This window comes from Mycobacterium sp. OAE908 (genome assembly GCF_017872775.1).
In the GTDB taxonomy this organism is placed as follows: domain Bacteria; phylum Actinomycetota; class Actinomycetes; order Mycobacteriales; family Mycobacteriaceae; genus Mycobacterium.
On sequence record NZ_JAGGJL010000001.1, the window covers coordinates 3,184,052 to 3,200,933 of the forward strand.

Sequence of the window (16,882 nt, forward strand, 5' to 3'; positions counted from 1 at the left end):
ATTCGAGGATGGTCACGGATGTACCTCCAGCGTGCAGCATTTGACGGATCCGCCGCCCTTGAGTAGTTCGGACAGGTCGACCCCGATCGGCCGGAATCCGGCCATCCGCAACTGTTCGGCAAAACCAGTTGCCGCCGCGGGCATCACCACGTTGAGTCCATCGGAGACGACGTTGAGGCCGAGCACGTTCGCGTCGGCGTCGGCTACCTCGATCGCATCCGGGAACAGTTCGCGCAGCCTCACCCGTGCCTCGGCGCTGAACGCCGGCGGGTAGTACGCGACCGTGGTGTCGTCGAGCACAGCGAGCGCGGTGTCGAGATGGTAGAACCGCGGATCGACCAACTCGAGGCTCACTACCGGCATCCGGACGTGCGCGGCGATTTCTGCGTGCGCAGCAAGCTCGGTGCGAAATCCATAGCCCGCCAAGATGATTGAGCCGACGACGAGCAGATCGCCCTGCCCCTCGTTGACGTGGCGCGTCTGCGTTGGCCCGAAACCGTGGCGTGTCATCCATTCGGTGTACGCGGCCGACTCGCCCGCACGCTGCGGATAGGCGAACCGGGCCACCACCGCGGCGCCACCGACCACCAGGCCGCCGTTGGCGGCGTACACCATGTCGGGCAGGCCGGCGAGGGGTTCGATCAACTCCACGGTGTGGCCGAGTTCCTTGTACGTCTGCCGCAGGCTCTCCCACTGGTTCATCGCGACGTGGGTGTCGACGGTCGTCGACGTATCCATCCACGGGTTGATGGCGTACTCGACGGCGAAGAAGGTCGGTGCCGTCATGGCGTAGTGGCGGGGGCGCGCCGTGCGCGTAAACGTCATGATTAGACGGTATAAGGTGGAGTTTTTGCAATCAATCGCCGTTTGTTGCGTATAACCCAGCGATCTATTGTGTCAAACTTAAAAATACGGCAGTTTGTTGCGTGGAGGTGATCATGGAGCGTCTGGACGACACCGACGAGCGCATTCTCGCCGAATTGGCCGAGGATGCGCGGGCGACATACGCCGAGATCGGAGGACGGGTGAACCTGTCCGCGCCCGCCGTGAAACGGCGGGTCGACCGCATGCTCGACACCGGCGTCATCCGCGGCTTCACCACGGTCGTCGACCGCAATGCCCTCGGCTGGAACACCGAGGCTTACGTCCAGGTGTTCCGGCACGGCACCATCGCCCCGGATGAGTTGCGCAAGGCGTGGATCGACATACCCGAAGTCGTGAGCGCCGCGACAGTCACCGGTACCGCCGACGCGATCCTGCACGTGCTCGCCCGCGACATGCGCCACCTCGAGGAGGCGCTGGAACGGATCCGCTCGGCCGCCGACGTCGAGCGCAGCGAGAGCATCGTCGTACTCACCAACATCATCGATCGAATGCGGGGCTAAGACCTCAACCGCAGGGTGGCAGTCACAACCATCGAGTGATCGTGTAAGAACTGCGCATGGCTATCAGTGGGGGCGTCGTCATCGTCGGAGGAGGCCTGGCGGCCGCGCGCACCGCAGAGCAACTGCGTCGCTCGGAGTACACCGGTGCGATCACCATCGTCAGCGACGAAGACCATCTGCCGTACGACCGGCCGCCACTGTCGAAGGAGGTGCTGCGCGCCGAGACCGACGACGTCACCCTCAAACCCGCCGAGTTCTACGCCGAGCACGACATCACCATGTTGCTCGGTAAGGCCGCTCGATCGGTGGACACCGAGGTGAAGACGGTGACACTGGCCGACGGCAGCTCGATCGGCTATGACGAACTGATCATCGCGACAGGCCTGGTGCCCAAGCGGATTCCGTCGTTCCCCGATCTCCCCGGCATCCACGTGCTGCGGTCGTTCGATGAAAGCCTGAAGCTGCGCAGCGAGGCGGACTCGGCAACCAAGGCCGTCGTCGTCGGCGCCGGGTTCATCGGCTGCGAGGTGGCAGCCAGCCTGCGCAAGCTCGGCGTGGACGTGGTCTTGGTAGAACCGCAACCGACTCCGCTCGCGTCGGTGCTCGGCGAGCAGATCGGTGCCTTGGTCACCCGCTTGCACCAGGCCGAAGGCGTCGACGTGCGCTGCGGCATCGGGGTTGCCGAAGTGCACGGCTCCGAAAAGGTCGAGAAGGTCACGCTGAGCGACGGCGCCGAACTCGACGCGGACATCGTCGTGGTCGGGATCGGCTCGACGCCGGCCACCGGATGGCTCGACGGCAGCGGCATCGAGGTCGACAACGGCGTCGTCTGCGACGAGGTGGGCCATACCGCCACCGCGCACGTGTGGGCGATCGGGGATGTGGCATCGTGGCGTCATCCGGTGGGACACCAAGTGCGCGTGGAACATTGGAGCAATGTTGCCGACCAGGCGCGTGCGCTGGTGCCCGCGATGCTCGGCCAGGACGCACCGGCCACGGTCACCGTGCCGTACTTCTGGAGCGATCAGTACGACGTCAAGATCCAGTGCCTCGGTGAGCCCGAGGCCACCGACACGGTGCACATCGTCGAGGACGACGGCCGCAAGTTCCTGGCGTTCTACGAGCGCGACGGTGTGGTCGCCGGTGTCGTCGGTGGCGGGATGCCGGGCAAGGTGATGAAGGCCCGCAACAAGATCGCCGCGGGCGCACCCATCGCCGACGTCCTCGGCTGAGCAATCACTAGAACTCGCCGAGGTAGAAGCGCGTGCCCTGGTCGTCGGTGCACTGCGCCATCTTCCCGTAAGGCTGCTGTGAGGGCTCTTCGATGATCGTGCCGCCGGCCTGGCGTACCCGGGCCACCGCGGCGTCGATGTCTTCGACCGTCCACATCGGCACGGTCACCGCTGTCGCGCTGCCACCCGCGACACCGGCCATCGGATGGGTCTGCTGCACGCCCCAACCGTCGTCGATGCGGCCCGGTTCGAAGGTCCAGAACAGCACCCCGCTGTAGAACGACCTGAATGCCGCCGAGTCGGGCACTTCGTAAGTGATGTACGAAAGTTCGCCCGGCCCAGCGCCGTTGAGCGCAGGTCGCGGTTCGCCGGCCCTTGGCTGGAACACCGCGAATGCAATACCCTGCGGGTCGGTGGCGTCGAGCACGGTGCCGAAGTCGAACTGTTGCACCTCACCTACGGCGCCGCCGCCGTCGAGGATCGCCCGGCGCGCGCCCTGCAGATCGGCAACGGCATAGCAGCAGAGCATGCCCTGAGGACTGGCGACGCTGTAGACGCCGATGTGTTGCGTGGTGTTGGTGACCTCGTGGGTCTGCGGGTCGTATATCCACCCGAGCACGTGGCCGTAGAACGCCGCCGCCCGGTCGGCGTCGGGCGTCCAGACCGAGACATAGCCGACGTCGCCGTGCTGGATCGGAATGGCCGCGCCGGTCACCGGTCCGCTGAGCATCCAGCGATGACCAAACGGGTCGATGATCGTGGCATTGCGGCCGCCGTAGTTCTCGTACGCTTCCCGTTGCACCTGCGCACCCCGCTCCCTGGCGCGTTCCAGCGTGGCATCGGTATCGGATACGTGGAGCATCAGGCTGACCGAAGTCGCTTGTGGTGCAGGTGCTTTCACCCCGAGGGCCGGATACTCGTCGGACAGGTACAGCACGCCTCCGCCAATTGCGAGTTCGGCGTGGCCGATGCGACCGTCGTCCATCTCGTACGGCTCGCCCACCACTGCGGCGCCGAATGTGTCGACGTACCAGGCAATGGCATCGCGCGCGTTGGCAACGGCCAGGTACGGCAGCGCCGCCGCACGTGGGGGTGGCGCAACGGTTGGCTCGTTGAGCTCGGCAAGGGCGGTGTCGGTGCCACTCATGAGGACTCCTTGGGTTCTGTTGGGTTGGGACCCGAAAAAGGTCACAGCGGATTCCAGGCGGGCACGAAGGCGGGCCGCGAACTCCGGATCGGGTTGGACGGGAAGCTCGTCGCCATGAAGCACGGTCAGCGGATCTGTGTTGTTGTTCATGGCTTCCCTCCTTCCGGCTCCGGATAGTGAGATCGGAAGGCGCGCCTGGCCCGCACCAAGAGCGCCTCCGTCGCGTGGACGGTGCGGCCGATCAACTCGGCGCACTCCGGCACCGAGCAGTCGTCCATGTAGCGCAGCGCCAGCACCGTGCGATGCTGCTCAGGCAGTCTGGCGAGCACGCTTTCGGCGACTATGCGATCCAGCGCCGCATCCCAACCGTCGGCGGGGTCCACCGCTTCTGGAAGTTCGGCCACCGGCACGCTGAACCGGTCGTGCCGACGCCGGTAGTGGTCGGCGAGTTTGTGGCGCGCCACCCCCAGCAGCCACGGGATCGTCATCGGTGGAGGCGTTTCCTTGCGGGCAGCATCCATCGCCGCCAGAAAGGTGTCCGAGGTCAGATCCTCGGCGGTTCCGCGGTCGCCGCAGCGCCGGACGAAGTACCCGTATACGACCGGGAGGGCATCGTCGTACAGCGCCAGCAGGGTCTGCGGAGCGTCGTTGCCGTTCGGTTCGGCGCTCACACCCTTATCGTCGCCGCCGCGGCGCCAACTCCGACGCCTCAATCACGAATTTTTCGGGCGCCGTTTCACATCCAGTGCGGCTAACCCATCGCTGACGGTGTCGAACGCGGCGCCAAGCGCCTGAGCGAGGGACACCGACTCGTCGGCCAGCCAGTTCTCGTAGGCCGACAGCGCGACGCCGAGCATGGTCCACGCGACCGTCTGCGGCACGATGTCTTCGACCTTCACCCCGAGCCGTTGCGCCACGAAAGCGGCGACAACCGCGCGCCAGCCGGCGTACATGGTCATCGAATAAGCCTGCAGTGCAGCGGTTTCCAGGATCACCCGCATGCGTTGCCGGTGCCGTGCGGTCTCCTGGTCGTCGAAGCTGTTGAACGCCAACAACGCTGTGCGCAGCGCCTCTTTGACGGGTACGTCGGGTTCCAGCTCATTGAGCAGATCGCGCATGTGGTCGAGGTGTGCGTCGAAATCGCCCCACGGCAGCGCGTTCTTGGACGGGTAGTAGCGAAACAGCGTGCGACGGGCGATGCCAACGGCTTCGGCGACGTCATCGACGCTGACCTCGTCGAAGCCGCGCGCCGCGAACAGGTCGATCGCGACGTTGGAGATGTGGTCGGTGGTCGTGGAGCGTCGCCGGCCCACCCGGTGCTGGGATACCGGCCGCATCACCACCCCTTCCATTTCGGCACTGGATGCCATATTATTGCGACCTCGGTCACACTGTCGAGACCCAACCATACGAAAGGTGCTGCTCATGGAGCCGAACCAGCAGGTCGAAGCCGAAGAACTCGTCACCGAGACGCTGGTCGAAGAGGTGTCGATCGACGGGATGTGCGGGGTCTACTGACCGTGTCGTCGCCTGTCGTGGCGTTCGATCCGGATGTCAGCTGGCAGCTGCATCGCCAAGTGGCGGTGCGGCCGGAGCCGTTCGGTGCGCTGCTCTATCACTTCGGCACCCGCAAGCTGTCGTTCCTGAAAAACCGGACGATCGTCGAGGTGGTCAACTCGATTGGCGACCACCCCGACGCTCGCTCGGCTTGCCGAGCCGCGGGGATCGACGACGCGCAACAGGCGCCGTATCTGCACGCACTCGGCGTGCTCGCCCAGTCCAACATGCTCGTGACGGGAGAAGCATGACGTCTTTGGCTCCGGTACCTCGGCTCGTCGAACAGTTCGAGCACGGGCTCGACGCGCCGATCTGCCTGACGTGGGAGCTCACCTACGCCTGCAACCTGTCGTGTGTGCACTGCCTGTCGTCGTCGGGCAAGCGCGACCCTCGCGAACTGACGACGCAGCAGTGCAAGGACATCATCGACGAGCTCGAGCGCATGCAGGTGTTTTATGTGAACATCGGCGGCGGCGAACCGACTGTGCGGCCTGATTTTTGGGAACTGGTCGACTACGCGACGGCACATCACGTCGGAGTGAAGTTCTCCACCAACGGTGTCCGCATCACGCCGGAGGTCGCAAACCGGCTGGCGGCAAGCGATTACGTCGATGTGCAGATCTCGCTCGATGGTGCGACCGCCGAGGTCAACGACGCCGTACGCGGGGCAGGCTCGTTCGCGATGGCGACGCGGGCGTTGGAGAACCTGGCTGCGGCCGGCTTCAAGGATGCCAAGATCTCGGTCGTGGTGACGCGCCACAACGTCGACCAGCTTGACGAATTCGCCGCTCTCGCAGCGCGTTACGGTGCGACCCTGCGGATCACCCGGCTGCGTCCGTCCGGCCGCGGCGCTGACGTATGGGACGAACTGCATCCGACTGCCGAACAGCAGGTCCAGCTCTACGACTGGCTGGTGGCCAAGGGCGACCGGGTGCTCACCGGCGACTCCTTCTTCCACCTGTCGGGCCTTGGCGAGCCGGGCGCGCTGGCCGGGCTCAACCTGTGCGGCGCCGGCCGCGTGGTGTGCCTGATCGACCCGGTCGGTGACGTCTACGCCTGCCCGTTCGCCATCCACGACCGCTTCCTTGCCGGAAACATCTTGTCCGATGGCGGTTTTGACAACGTGTGGAAGAACGCGCCGCTGTTTCGGGAGCTGCGGGAACCGCAGTCGGCCGGGGCGTGCGGCAGCTGCGGGCACTACGACAGCTGCCGCGGCGGCTGCATGGCCGCGAAGTTCTTCACGGGCCTGCCGCTCGACGGGCCCGACCCCGAATGCGTTGAGGGCTACGGCGCTCCGGCGCTGGCGCGGGACCGGGTGAAGCCGAAGTCGAGCGTCGACCATTCCCGCGCTGCTCCCGTGATGCTGAAACTGCTCACCAAACCGCCCGCGAGGCCCTGCAATGAAAGTCCGGTATAGGTCATGGCTCGCGACAAATGGTTCGAAACCGTCGCCATCGCGCAGGAGCGCGCGAAGAAGCGGCTGCCCAAGTCCGTCTATGGTGCGTTGGTCGCGGGCAGCGAGAAGGGGCTGACGGTCAGCGGCAACGTCGAGGCTTTTGGCGAGCTCGGCTTCGCCCCGCACGTCATCGGTGCAATCGAGAAGCGTGATCTCGCGACGACCGTTATGGGACAAGAGATCTCGTTACCGGTCGTGATTTCACCTACCGGTGTGCAGACCGTACATCCCGACGGTGAGGTCGCGGTTGCGAGGGCGGCAGCCGCCCGCGGCACCGCGATGGGCCTTTCGTCGTTTGCGAGCAAGCCGATCGAAGAGGTCATTGCCGCCAACCCCAAGTTGTTCTTTCAGGTGTACTGGCTCGGCGGACGTGACGCGATCGCTGCGCGGGTGCAACGGGCACGGGAGGCGGGGGCCGTCGGGCTCATCGTCACCACCGATTGGAGCTTCTCGCACGGTCGCGACTGGGGCAGCCCGAAGATCCCCGAGAAGATGAGCCTTGGCACGATCGTCTCGATGCTGCCAGAGCTCGTGAGACGGCCGCGCTACTCGATGCAATGGGCCAGGAACGTCCGGCCGCCCGACCTTTGTGTGCCGAACCAGGCGGCGCGCGGTGAAACTGGCCCGCCGTTCTTCCAGGCATATGGCGAATGGATGGGCACGCCTCCACCCACGTGGGAGGACATCGCCTGGCTGCGCGAGCTGTGGGGCGGGCCGTTCATGCTCAAGGGCGTTATGCGCGTCGATGACGCGAAACGTGCTGTGGATGCCGGTGTTTCGGCAATCTCGGTATCCAACCACGGCGGCAACAACCTGGACGGCACACCGGCGTCAATAAGGGCGCTGCCCGTGATCGCCGATGCCGTCGGCGACCAGGTCGAGGTGTTGTTGGACGGCGGCATCCGGCGCGGCAGCGACGTGGTGAAGGCGCTCACGCTCGGCGCGCGCGCGGTGATGATCGGCCGGGCCTACCTCTGGGGCCTGGCGGCCAACGGTCAAGCTGGGGTCGAGAACGTACTCGACGTCCTGCGCGGCGGCATCGACTCGGCATTGATGGGCCTCGGCCGCGCGTCGGTCCATGATCTTGTTGCCGGCGACGTGCTCGTCCCACCGGGCTTCACCCGCGCGCTCGGGGTGCCCCCAGGCGCCGATTCCTGACGGGCAAACCGGGCGGGGCCGAAGATCCTGGTACAGACGTGGCGGAGGGGGCTGGCGTGGCTGCGCTGAGGCGGCCGAGGAAAATTCACGGAAATCAATTGCTGCGCATGCGCCAACAATTGGCGCACGCCAGGTGAATTCGGCCTACCATCGGCGGGTGGCTTTCCCTGCCGACCTCGCGAACTCAACGTCGAGACAGCTTCAGAGCACGTCGCCAGCGTTGATTATCCCGGTAGGGTCGGTCGAACAGCACGGACCGCATCTGCCGCTGGATACCGATACCCGGATCGCCACCGCCGTCGCTTCATCGGTTGCTGAGCGGCTGGCAGAGGCAAATGAATCCAACTGGGCCCTGGCGCCCGCGATCGGTTACGGCGCCAGCGGCGAGCACGAGGGCTTCCCCGGCACGGTGTCGATCGGCACGTCAGCGCTGCGGCTGTTGCTCGTGGAGTTCGGCCGGTCAGCCTCGCGATGGGCATCGCGATTGGTATTCGTCAACGGACACGGCGGAAACGTCGAGGCGCTCGCGGCCGCGGTGGCTTTGCTTCGCTACGAGGGCCGCGACGCGGGTTGGGTTTCGTGCACGGCGGATGACGCCGACGCCCACGCCGGCCACACCGAAACGTCTGTATTGCTACATATTTCGCCGAAAGACGTCTGGACCGATGAACTGCTCCCCGGCAACAGTGCGCCGCTGTCCCAGTTGATGCCACAGTTGCGTCAGGGCGGCGTGGCCGCCGTCAGCGAACTCGGCGTACTCGGCGATCCGACGACGGCAACGGCCCAAGACGGGGAGCGGATCTACCTGGCGATGATCGAGGATTGTTTGCGGCGTATCGTCGCCTGGACGCCCAACCGCGACGGGATGCTGACATGACGGGACCGCGGCTGCCCGACGGCTTCGCCGTTCAGGTCGATCGCCGGGTGAAGGTGCTCGGAGAGGGGTCCGCCCTGCTCGGCGGTTCGCCGACCCGGCTGCTGCGGCTGGCGCCCGCTGCGCAGACCATGCTCAACGGCGGCAGGCTCGAGGTGCACGACGCGGTCAGCGCACAGCTCGCGCGCACCCTGCTTGACGCGACGGTAGCCCATCCGCGACCCGCCAGTGGACCGTCCCATCGCGATGTCACGGTCGTTATTCCGGTGCGGGACAACTTCTCTGGCCTTCTTCGTCTGATCGGCACACTGCGCGGCATGCGCGTCGTGGTAGTCGACGATGGGTCGGCCACACCCGTGCAGCAGAGCGACTTCGCCGACATGCACTGCGACATTCAAGTCCTGCGCCACCCGCGCAGCAAGGGGCCTGCCGCTGCGCGCAACACCGGGCTGGCGGCGTGCAACACCGACTTCGTGGCCTTCCTGGATTCCGACGTCGTGCCGAGGCGCGGGTGGCTCGAGGCGCTGCTCGGACACTTCTGCGATCCCGCCGTCGCGTTGGTCGCCCCGCGCATCGTCGGGTTGCGCCAGGCCGACAACCTGGTGGCGCGCTACGAGGCGGTGCGTTCGTCTCTGGACCTCGGGCTACGCGAGGCCCCGGTCGTGCCGTACGGCACGGTGTCTTACGTCCCCAGCGCGGCCATCATCTGCCGCCGTGCCGTGATCAAGGAGCTGGGCGGCTTCGACGAGACGCTGAAGTCCGGTGAGGACGTCGACCTGTGTTGGCGCTTCATCGAGGCGGGTGCGCGACTGCGGTACGAACCCATCGCGCTTGTCGCCCACGACCATCGCACCCAAATGCGAGAGTGGTTCGCGCGCAAGTCTTTTTACGGTGAATCGGCCGCTCCCTTGTCGATCCGGCATCCCGGCAAGACCGCGCCCCTGGTGATCTCCGGATGGACGTTGGTGGTGTGGATCCTGCTCGCCATGGGTTCGGGAATCGGCTACCTGGCGTCGATGATCGTCGCGGCCATCACCGGCCGGCGCATCGCCAATTCGCTGAGCACGGTCGAGACCGAACCCAAGGAGGTGGCGGTCGTCGCTGCGCACGGGCTGTGGTCGGCGGCCCTGCAGCTGGCCTCCGCGATCTGTCGGCACTACTGGCCCGTCGCCCTGATCGCCGCCCTCTTGTCCAGGCGCTGTCGCCAGGTGGTGCTCGTGGCAGCCGTGGTCGACGGGGTGGTGGACTGGATCACCCGCAACGGCAACGTCGACGACGACACCAAGCGAGTCGGGTTGCTGACCTACATACTGCTGAAGCGGCTCGACGACATCGCGTACGGTGCCGGCCTGTGGACCGGGGTGGTGCGCGAACGGCACGTCGGCGCGCTCAAACCCCAGATCCGGACCTGATACGACCTTGCATAGCGACGTGCTGATCGTCGGTGCGGGCAGCGCTGGATCCGTTCTGGCCGAACGCCTTTCCGCCGATCCGCAGTGCCAAGTGACGGTGGTGGAGGCCGGCCCAACCCCGTCGGATCCTCGGGTGCTCGCGCAAATCACCGACGGGCTGAGGTTGCCGATCGGGACGGCAAGCTCGGTGGTGCGGCGCTACCCGACGACGCTGACCGACGAGCCGAAGCGGCACGCACAGATCATGCGTGGCGCCGTGGTCGGCGGGTCGGGCGCCGTGAACGGCGGCTACTTCTGTCGCGGGCTGCCAACGGATTTCAACGGATGGGGTCTGCCGGGCTGGACATGGGAAGATGTTCTGCCGCATTTTCGGGCGATCGAAACCGATCTCGACTTCGATACCCCCGTGCACGGCTCGGACGGGCCTATTCTGGTTCGCCGGGTGTCCGAATTCGACGGCTGCACAGCATCTTTCGTGCAGGCCGCAGGGCAGGCCGGCTACCGGTGGATCGATGACCTCAACGGTGCCACCTCAGATGGAGCGTTGCCGCCGGGAGTCGGCGCGGTGCCACTGAACATCAACGGCGGAACAAGGGTGGGGCCCGGCGGGGCGTATCTGAAGCCCGCAGTCGGCCGGACCAACCTCACGCTGCTGACGAACACCAGGGTCACCCGAGTGCGGTTCGCCGGTGACACGGCCATCGGTGTCGAATGCGTCGGGCCGGACGGTGTTTCGGTTCTCAGTGCGGATCGAATCGTATTGTCCGCCGGCGCAATCGGCTCAGCGCATCTGATGATGCTGTCGGGTATCGGCCCGCAGAGTGCACTACGGGCGGCAGGCGTTCCGGTCCTCGCTGACCTGCCTGTCGGCGCGGCCTGTGTTGACCATCCCGAATGGGTGTTGCCGGTCAACTGGTCGGAATCCCACGGACTGCCTCCGCTGGAGGCGGTCCTGACCACCGAGGACCTCGAGATCAGGCCCTACACAGCGGGATTCGGCGCGATGGTCAGTGGCCGGCGCGACGATCCCGGCGACCATCCCCACATCGGTATCGCGCTGATGCGGCCCGAGTCCCGCGGCAGCGTGACGCTCGCGTCTGCTGACCCTGACGTCGGCCCGATCATCGAACACCACTACGACGCTTCGCCGGCCGATGTCGTCAAGCTGACCGATGGCGCCGAGTTGGCGCGCGAATTGATCGGCGAGACAGCGCAAGTGGGTCCCGTTTCGTGGTCAACCTCGCAGCACCTTGCGAGGACGGCCCCGATGGGCGTCAACTCCGACGCGGTCGTCGACACCGAGTGTCGAGTCCACGGCGTCGAGAGGCTATGGGTCGTCGACGGCTCGGTGCTTCCCGCCATCACCAGTCGCGGGCCGCATGCCACCATCGTGATGATCGGTCACCGGGCCGCTGACTTCGTCGGCGTTGCGTAGGAATCCGAACTGTTTTCCGTTGCGGCCGGGCGCCCACACCGCGACGAATGCCGACGCAACCATCACGCTGGCGGCGATGACCAACAGCGATAAGTCCATCGACTGGATGAACGCAGACTCGGCGAGGTTCGCCAGTCTCGTTCCCTGCGGCCCCATCTGGTCGGCGACCGCCAGCGCATGGGCGAGCGAATCGAGGGCCGATTCGCGGACCTGGTCGGGGAAGCCGGCCAGGGCTGGACGGAGCACATCGTTGTACTGCGCGGCGAGGACCGATCCGGCGACGGCGATTCCGACCGCGGCGCCGACTTCACGCGTGGTGTCGTTGACCGCAGAAGCGACGCCTTGCTTCTCGTCGGGAACCGCGTTCATGATCGCCGAAGTCGTTGGCGCGACGCATAAGCCGATGCCTGTGCTCACGATCAGGAACGGCCAGACCATGTCGATGTATGCCGACCCTGCGTCGAGGTAGCGCATGCAGAACAGGCCTGCGCCGATCAGAAACAGACCGAGCGCGACTGCTGTTCGCAGTCCAATCTTCGGTAGGTACAGATGCAGTGTCGCGCCGAGAACCATGATGGGTACCGCCAACGGGGTGAGCGCGAAGGCAGTCTGTAGCGGGCTGTAGCCGAGGATCAACTGCATGTATTGCATTGAGACGAAAAAGAATCCGAAATTCGCGAAGAACAGGCAGGTGATGCCCACCGCGCCGGTCGCGAAGTCGGGCCTACCGAAAAGGCGGATGTCGAGCAGAGGATGTTCACGCCTCAGTTCGACCACCGCGAACACCACAGCCAGCACGACGCCGAGCGACATGCAGCCCCACACGATGGGGTGCGTCCAGCCGCGTACCGGTGCCTCAACGACTCCGAACACGAACACCGCCACCGCGCCGCCGATCAGCACCGCCCCGAGCCAGTCCAGTGGGGTAGCGGTCTCGTCACGCGATGAGGAGATCGTGCAGGTGGCGATGAACAGTACGAGGGCCGAGGCGGCGAACCCGTAGAAGATGGACGGCCAGGAGAAGTACTTGAGTAGAAGGCCGGCGCCCATGAACCCGACTACCGCTCCTGAGCTTGCGACGCCTGCCCAGATGCCAACGGCCTTGTTGCGCTCGGAGCGCGGGAACGCAGCGGTCAGCAACGACAGTGTCGCGGGCATGATGAACGCGGCGCCCAGGCCTGCGACCGCGCGCGCGACGATGATCTGAACCGGGCTGTCGAACACGGTCGGTGAAACGGAAGCGACGGCGAAGATCGCGAGTCCGACGAGCAGTGCGCCGCGGCGGCCGTACCGATCGCCGATCGCTCCTGCAGGGAGCAACAGGCACGCCAGCACCAGGGTGTAACCGTCGACGATCCAAGTCAGCTGTGTCTGTGTGGCGGCGGTTTGTACCGCCATGTCGGGTAGCGCCGCGTTCAGCGCCACCATGGACGAGATCACCAGCAGCACGTCGAGCGCAGCGACAGTCAACAACCAGAACCGGGCGCGCTTCGAGAGGGAGGCGACGCCGCCCTCGATATCCTGATCGGATCGAGCGAGGGTGTCGACCATCAGCGTCGTTCTCCTTTTGTGGATACTTTCGAGACTAATAGTCTCGTAGCGAGACCGGTAGTCTTGTTCCCGCGTCGGAGGTGGTGTAAACGGATGGCGGCAACCGGTAGTGATCCGCGGCCGGCCCGGTCGCGGGCGCGACTGCTCGATGCCGCGACCGCGTTGTTGCGATCGGGTGGGCCGAGTGCCGTCACGATCGACGCGGTGACCCGCAGCGCCAACGTCGCGAGGGCCACGCTGTATCGCCACTTTCCGAGCGCCAACGACCTACTAGCCGCGGCATTCGCGAGTCTGTTGCAACCCGCGCCGATGCCGCCAGTAGAAGGCACGACGCGGGATCAGTTGATCGCTGTGGTGGTGGGGTGGGCCGAGTCGATCGCCGAGGCGCCAACGACGCTCGCCGCGATGACCTGGCTGGCTTCAGGGCCCGCGGCGGGAAGTTATTCCGAAGTGCGTCAGCCTGATTCGGATGCGGTCGGCACTTTGCGGACCAAGATCATCCAGTTCTACTCGGCGCCGTTCGACGCCATCTTCGACAGCCCGCGGGCCGTGGCGGAGCTCGGCGAGGTCGACCGCATCCAGGCAATCGCATTGCTGATCGGGCCGTTGATCCTCGGAAGACTTTCCACCGTAGCCGATTTCGACTACCGCGGATGCGCCGAGATCGCCGTCGACGGGTTCTTGGCCACCCACGCCAAGAAGCGGCGCAAGATCACCTGAGCGAGTAGCGGATCGGCAGGTGCTTGAGACCGCCGACGAATGTGGTGGCCGTCAGCTCCGGCTCACCGGCCAGTTCGATCGATTCCAGCCGTGGGATCAGTTCGGTGAAGAGGCTGTTCATCTCCATCCGGGCCAGCGCGGCGCCGAGGCAGAAGTGCACACCGTATCCGAACGCGACGTGGCGGTTCGGATCGCGGCCGACGTCGAAGCGGAACGGTTCGTTGAACACCTCTTCATCCCGGTTACCTGAAACGTATGCGAGGTAGACGGATTCGCCCTTGGCGATCGGCACGCCGCGAACGACGGTGTCCTCGGCAGCGGTGCGCATGAACTCCTTGACCGGTGTGGCCCACCGGATCATCTCCTCGACAGCCGTCGGCATCAGATCCATGTTCTGGCGCAGTCGATCCAGTTCACCCGGGTTCTCGATCAATGCGAGCAGGCCACCGGAGATCGCGTCCTTGGTCGTGTCGTGGCCGGCACTGGCAATGATCACGTAGTAGGACAGGGTATCCATGTCCGACATGTATTCACCGTCGATGCGGCCGTTGGCAATTGCTGATGCCAGGTCCTCGGTCGGGGTGGCGCGACGGGAGGCCGTCAACGCCGAGAAGTAGTTGAAGAAGTCGGCCAGCACCGCCAGCAGATCCTCGGTCGAATCCCCGCGCCGGTGTTCCTCGTCCTCGCCGCCGAACATCTCCTGCGTCAGCTTCATCATGCGAGGGAAGTCCTCCTCGGGCAGGCCGAGGAGCGAAAGGATCACGTAGAGAGGAAAGTTCACCGCCACGGCTTCGACGAAGTCGCACTCGGGGCCGATGTCGCGCATCATATCGACGTAGCGCTTCGCCAGTTCGTCGACGCGCACCTTGAGATCGCGCATGGCCTTCGGTCGGAACCAATCCGCGCCGATCGCCCGTACTTTGCGGTGGTGGGGATCGTCCATGTGGATCAGCGTGCGGATGCCCAACCCGGCCTCCTGCTGAGCCTTCAACACGTCGTCGACCTCGGCGGTGGCCAGCAGGGGTCGCGGCTCGGACAGGAACAGGTTGTTGTCCCGTTCGATGGCCATGATGTCGGCGTGCTTGGTGATCGCCCAGAACGGCCGGTAGGGCGGGTTGTCCACCCAGGCGACGGGGTTGTTCGCCCGCAGATGGGTCAGCGCCGCGTGCAGTCGTTCGTCGTCGGCATAGGCGGTGGGATCGGCCAGGACTTTGGCGGCGTCGTCCATCGTCGGCGTGCTCAATTCGGGCTCCTCACCTCCGGTATTCCCGGACTTGACGGGTGTCAAGTTTGGAGTCTATGTGATGCGGGCCACCTGTGGGAAGGGGCGGGTGAGTCAGACGCCGCTAGGCTCTAAGGGCGTGCCGTCCCAAATGCTTCGCCGCCTGCTGACGCTCGCCTTGAGTGTGGTGCTGGCGGTGGGGTGCGCCCGCGGTGACGGTGAACCGCCGAAGACCGCCGTTCCGCCGCATCCCTCAGATCCCGCCGTGGTTCACACCAGCGCAGGGGCGCTGCGCGGCGTCGTCGCCTCCGATCACCGGCTGTTCGCCGGAATCCCTTATGCCGCACCGCCACTCGGGCCGCTGAGGTGGCAGCCCCCGGCACCGGCTGCCGCATGGCAAGGGGTGCGCGACGCGACCCGCCCCGGACCGCGGTGCCTTCAGGATCCCGGTGGCGACCCGGAATTCGGGCGGCAAACCGACGAGGACTGCCTGACACTGAACGTTTGGACACCGCCCGTCGGCCGGGGTGGCGGCCCGTTGCCGGTGATGGTGTGGATTCACGGTGGCGCGTTCATCAACGGCAGCGGAGGAATCTACGACGCGCGGTGGCTCGCCGAGCGGGGCGACATGATCGTCGTCACCATCAACTACCGGCTGGGCGCGATGGGGTTCCTCGCGCATCCGGCGCTGGGGTCGGCGGGCGATGTCGGTAATTACGGCCTAGCCGATCAGCAGGCTGCGCTGCGCTGGGTGCGCGACAACATCGCCGACTTCGGCGGCGATCCGGGCAAGGTGACACTTGCTGGCGAGTCTGCCGGTGGCATGTCGGTATGTGACCACCTGGTTGCGCCGGAATCGGCTGGGCTGTTCCGGGCGGCGATCATTCAGAGCGGACCGTGCCAGGCGCAGCTGCCGCTCGCGCAGGCACAGCAGGCCAGCCTCGACTACGCGGCCGAACTTGGCTGTGGCGAACCGCAATCCGCGTCCCAGTGCCTGCGCGCCCTGCCGTCCGGCAAGCTACGCGAGCCGGTCTGGTACTACCGCATCGGCGCTGACAAGCTCAGCGGTCCCGTCACCGGTACAAAGCGACTGCCGGTCGATCCGGTCGCCGGATCCGTCGAAGGCCGCACGGCGCGCGTGCCGGTGCTGATCGGCACCAACCGCGACGAATTCACGTTATTCGTCGCCCTGCAGTACCTGCGGCACGCCGAGTACAGCACCGAGGGGTACCCACAACTGCTGGCCGAGACGTTCGGCGCCAACGCGGCTGCCGTCGAGGCCCATTACCCATTGCAGCGTTACGGTGGTGCGCCCCTTGCCTATTCGGCGGCGGTCACCGATGGGGTGTTCTCGTGCCCGTCGGATCGGATGGCCGAGGCAATGCAGCGCAAAGGGTCCGTCTACGCCTACGAGTTCAATGACCGCGATGCGCCGGCACCCGATCCGCTGCGCACAGTGCCGTTTCCAGTCGGCGCAAGCCATTCCCTGGAACTGCGCTACCTGTTCGACATGGGCGGTGCGCCGCCGCTCAACCCTGCCCAGCAGGTCTTGTCTGACCAAATGATCGACTACTGGGCGCATTTCGTGCGAACGACCGAACCGGGTGGGCAGTGGCCTGCATTCGGCGCCGACAAAAATCGGTTGTCGTTTCAGCCGGGTGGGAGCACAGTGATCACCGACTACGACGAATCCCACCAGTGCGCGTTCTGGGCTAGCGTGAAAGGCTGACGGC

The 16,882-nt window shown here is 65.9% G+C and carries 17 protein-coding genes; 11 read left to right on the forward strand and 6 right to left on the reverse strand.

The genetic code is table 11. The annotated features are described in order from the left end of the window. Positions 1 to 12 precede the first annotated feature (12 nt). Positions 13 to 825: an N-dimethylarginine dimethylaminohydrolase gene (locus J3E61_RS15560; protein WP_210084161.1), complete on the reverse strand. Its 813-nt coding sequence runs from the start codon at positions 823 to 825 to the stop codon at positions 13 to 15. A gap of 113 nt (positions 826 to 938) precedes the next feature. Between J3E61_RS15560 and J3E61_RS15565 the strand changes: the two genes are divergently transcribed. Together J3E61_RS15565 and J3E61_RS15570 are read left to right on the forward strand one after the other, a co-directional pair. After that, on the forward strand, positions 939 to 1,385 hold the full coding sequence (locus tag J3E61_RS15565) for an AsnC family transcriptional regulator (RefSeq protein ID WP_192722087.1): 447 nt from the start codon (positions 939 to 941) through the stop codon (positions 1,383 to 1,385). A 56-nt stretch (positions 1,386 to 1,441) separates the two neighbouring features. Then, the gene (locus J3E61_RS15570) at positions 1,442 to 2,617 is read left to right on the forward strand and encodes an NAD(P)/FAD-dependent oxidoreductase (protein WP_210084162.1); all 1,176 of its coding nucleotides are present in this window, start codon (positions 1,442 to 1,444) and stop codon (positions 2,615 to 2,617) included. Positions 2,618 to 2,624: 7 nt separating this feature from the next. Here J3E61_RS15570 and J3E61_RS15575 read toward each other — a convergent pair whose 3' ends face one another. The 3 genes from J3E61_RS15575 to mftR are packed head-to-tail and all read right to left on the reverse strand — an operon-like array spanning position 2,625 to position 5,101. Then, positions 2,625 to 3,914 carry a VOC family protein gene (locus J3E61_RS15575; protein ID WP_210084163.1) on the reverse strand — a complete coding sequence of 430 codons (1,290 nt, stop codon included), beginning with the start codon at positions 3,912 to 3,914 and terminating at the stop codon, positions 2,625 to 2,627. Further along, positions 3,911 to 4,435 (reverse strand): sigma-70 family RNA polymerase sigma factor, encoded by a 525-nt coding sequence (locus J3E61_RS15580; RefSeq protein ID WP_192722084.1) that lies wholly within the window; start codon positions 4,433 to 4,435, stop codon positions 3,911 to 3,913. Before J3E61_RS15580 ends, J3E61_RS15575 begins: the two co-directional genes overlap by 4 nt. A gap of 42 nt (positions 4,436 to 4,477) precedes the next feature. Next, positions 4,478 to 5,101, reverse strand: a complete 624-nt coding sequence (gene mftR / locus J3E61_RS15585; RefSeq protein WP_192722476.1) for a mycofactocin system transcriptional regulator — start codon at positions 5,099 to 5,101, stop codon at positions 4,478 to 4,480. A gap of 88 nt (positions 5,102 to 5,189) precedes the next feature. Between mftR and mftA the strand changes: the two genes are divergently transcribed. From mftA to mftG, 7 genes are all read left to right on the forward strand, one after another. Then, a complete protein-coding gene (mftA, locus tag J3E61_RS15590; protein ID WP_192722083.1) occupies positions 5,190 to 5,282 on the forward strand; it encodes a mycofactocin precursor in 93 nt (30 codons plus the stop codon). After that, on the forward strand, positions 5,267 to 5,572 hold the full coding sequence (gene mftB / locus J3E61_RS15595; protein ID WP_210084164.1) for a mycofactocin biosynthesis chaperone MftB: 306 nt from the start codon (positions 5,267 to 5,269) through the stop codon (positions 5,570 to 5,572). Before mftA ends, mftB begins: the two co-directional genes overlap by 16 nt. Next, positions 5,569 to 6,738, forward strand: coding sequence for a mycofactocin radical SAM maturase (gene mftC / locus J3E61_RS15600; protein WP_192722081.1), 1,170 nt, complete (start codon positions 5,569 to 5,571; stop codon positions 6,736 to 6,738). The genes mftB and mftC overlap by 4 nt, the downstream gene beginning before the upstream one ends. 3 nt (positions 6,739 to 6,741) lie before the next feature. Then, positions 6,742 to 7,935 carry a mycofactocin biosynthesis FMN-dependent deaminase MftD gene (gene mftD / locus J3E61_RS15605; protein ID WP_210084165.1) on the forward strand — a complete coding sequence of 398 codons (1,194 nt, stop codon included), beginning with the start codon at positions 6,742 to 6,744 and terminating at the stop codon, positions 7,933 to 7,935. A 133-nt stretch (positions 7,936 to 8,068) separates the two neighbouring features. Beyond that, positions 8,069 to 8,812 (forward strand): mycofactocin biosynthesis peptidyl-dipeptidase MftE, encoded by a 744-nt coding sequence (gene mftE / locus J3E61_RS15610; RefSeq protein ID WP_210084166.1) that lies wholly within the window; start codon positions 8,069 to 8,071, stop codon positions 8,810 to 8,812. Further along, entirely contained in the window at positions 8,809 to 10,221 is a 1,413-nt protein-coding gene (gene mftF / locus J3E61_RS15615; protein ID WP_210084167.1) for a mycofactocin biosynthesis glycosyltransferase MftF, read from the forward strand. The genes mftE and mftF overlap by 4 nt, the downstream gene beginning before the upstream one ends. Before the next feature lie 7 nt (positions 10,222 to 10,228). Further along, on the forward strand, positions 10,229 to 11,656 hold the full coding sequence (gene mftG, locus J3E61_RS15620; RefSeq protein WP_210084168.1) for a mycofactocin system GMC family oxidoreductase MftG: 1,428 nt from the start codon (positions 10,229 to 10,231) through the stop codon (positions 11,654 to 11,656). Here the strand turns inward: mftG and J3E61_RS15625 are convergent. Continuing rightward, positions 11,549 to 13,207: an MFS transporter gene (locus J3E61_RS15625; RefSeq protein WP_210084169.1), complete on the reverse strand. Its 1,659-nt coding sequence runs from the start codon at positions 13,205 to 13,207 to the stop codon at positions 11,549 to 11,551. The two genes, mftG and J3E61_RS15625, sit on opposite strands and share 108 nt — an antisense overlap. A 93-nt stretch (positions 13,208 to 13,300) precedes the next feature. Between J3E61_RS15625 and J3E61_RS15630 the strand changes: the two genes are divergently transcribed. Beyond that, positions 13,301 to 13,927, forward strand: a complete 627-nt coding sequence (locus J3E61_RS15630) for a helix-turn-helix transcriptional regulator (RefSeq protein WP_210084170.1) — start codon at positions 13,301 to 13,303, stop codon at positions 13,925 to 13,927. Here the strand turns inward: J3E61_RS15630 and J3E61_RS15635 are convergent. Continuing rightward, the gene (locus tag J3E61_RS15635) at positions 13,920 to 15,155 is read right to left on the reverse strand and encodes a cytochrome P450 (RefSeq protein WP_210085583.1); all 1,236 of its coding nucleotides are present in this window, start codon (positions 15,153 to 15,155) and stop codon (positions 13,920 to 13,922) included. The two genes, J3E61_RS15630 and J3E61_RS15635, sit on opposite strands and share 8 nt — an antisense overlap. A 145-nt stretch (positions 15,156 to 15,300) precedes the next feature. Between J3E61_RS15635 and J3E61_RS15640 the strand changes: the two genes are divergently transcribed. After that, complete coding sequence (locus J3E61_RS15640) at positions 15,301 to 16,878, forward strand: carboxylesterase family protein (RefSeq protein ID WP_210085582.1); 1,578 nt, start codon at positions 15,301 to 15,303, stop codon at positions 16,876 to 16,878. The last annotated feature ends 4 nt before the right edge of the window (positions 16,879 to 16,882 follow it).

What these genes read in the sequence shown, in the direction of transcription:
- J3E61_RS15560 (WP_210084161.1), bottom strand. Translation starts at nt 825, where the DNA reads ATGACGTTTACGCGCACGGCGCGCCCCCGCCACTACGCCATGACGGCA.
- J3E61_RS15565 (WP_192722087.1), top strand. Translation starts at nt 939, where the DNA reads ATGGAGCGTCTGGACGACACCGACGAGCGCATTCTCGCCGAATTGGCC.
- J3E61_RS15570 (WP_210084162.1), top strand. Translation starts at nt 1,442, where the DNA reads ATGGCTATCAGTGGGGGCGTCGTCATCGTCGGAGGAGGCCTGGCGGCC.
- J3E61_RS15575 (WP_210084163.1), bottom strand. Translation starts at nt 3,914, where the DNA reads ATGAACAACAACACAGATCCGCTGACCGTGCTTCATGGCGACGAGCTT.
- mftR (WP_192722476.1), bottom strand. Translation starts at nt 5,101, where the DNA reads ATGCGGCCGGTATCCCAGCACCGGGTGGGCCGGCGACGCTCCACGACC.
- mftA (WP_192722083.1), top strand. Translation starts at nt 5,190, where the DNA reads ATGGAGCCGAACCAGCAGGTCGAAGCCGAAGAACTCGTCACCGAGACG.
- mftC (WP_192722081.1), top strand. Translation starts at nt 5,569, where the DNA reads ATGACGTCTTTGGCTCCGGTACCTCGGCTCGTCGAACAGTTCGAGCAC.
- mftD (WP_210084165.1), top strand. Translation starts at nt 6,742, where the DNA reads ATGGCTCGCGACAAATGGTTCGAAACCGTCGCCATCGCGCAGGAGCGC.
- mftF (WP_210084167.1), top strand. Translation starts at nt 8,809, where the DNA reads ATGACGGGACCGCGGCTGCCCGACGGCTTCGCCGTTCAGGTCGATCGC.
- J3E61_RS15625 (WP_210084169.1), bottom strand. Translation starts at nt 13,207, where the DNA reads ATGGTCGACACCCTCGCTCGATCCGATCAGGATATCGAGGGCGGCGTC.
- J3E61_RS15630 (WP_210084170.1), top strand. Translation starts at nt 13,301, where the DNA reads ATGGCGGCAACCGGTAGTGATCCGCGGCCGGCCCGGTCGCGGGCGCGA.
- J3E61_RS15635 (WP_210085583.1), bottom strand. Translation starts at nt 15,155, where the DNA reads ATGGACGACGCCGCCAAAGTCCTGGCCGATCCCACCGCCTATGCCGAC.
- J3E61_RS15640 (WP_210085582.1), top strand. Translation starts at nt 15,301, where the DNA reads ATGCTTCGCCGCCTGCTGACGCTCGCCTTGAGTGTGGTGCTGGCGGTG.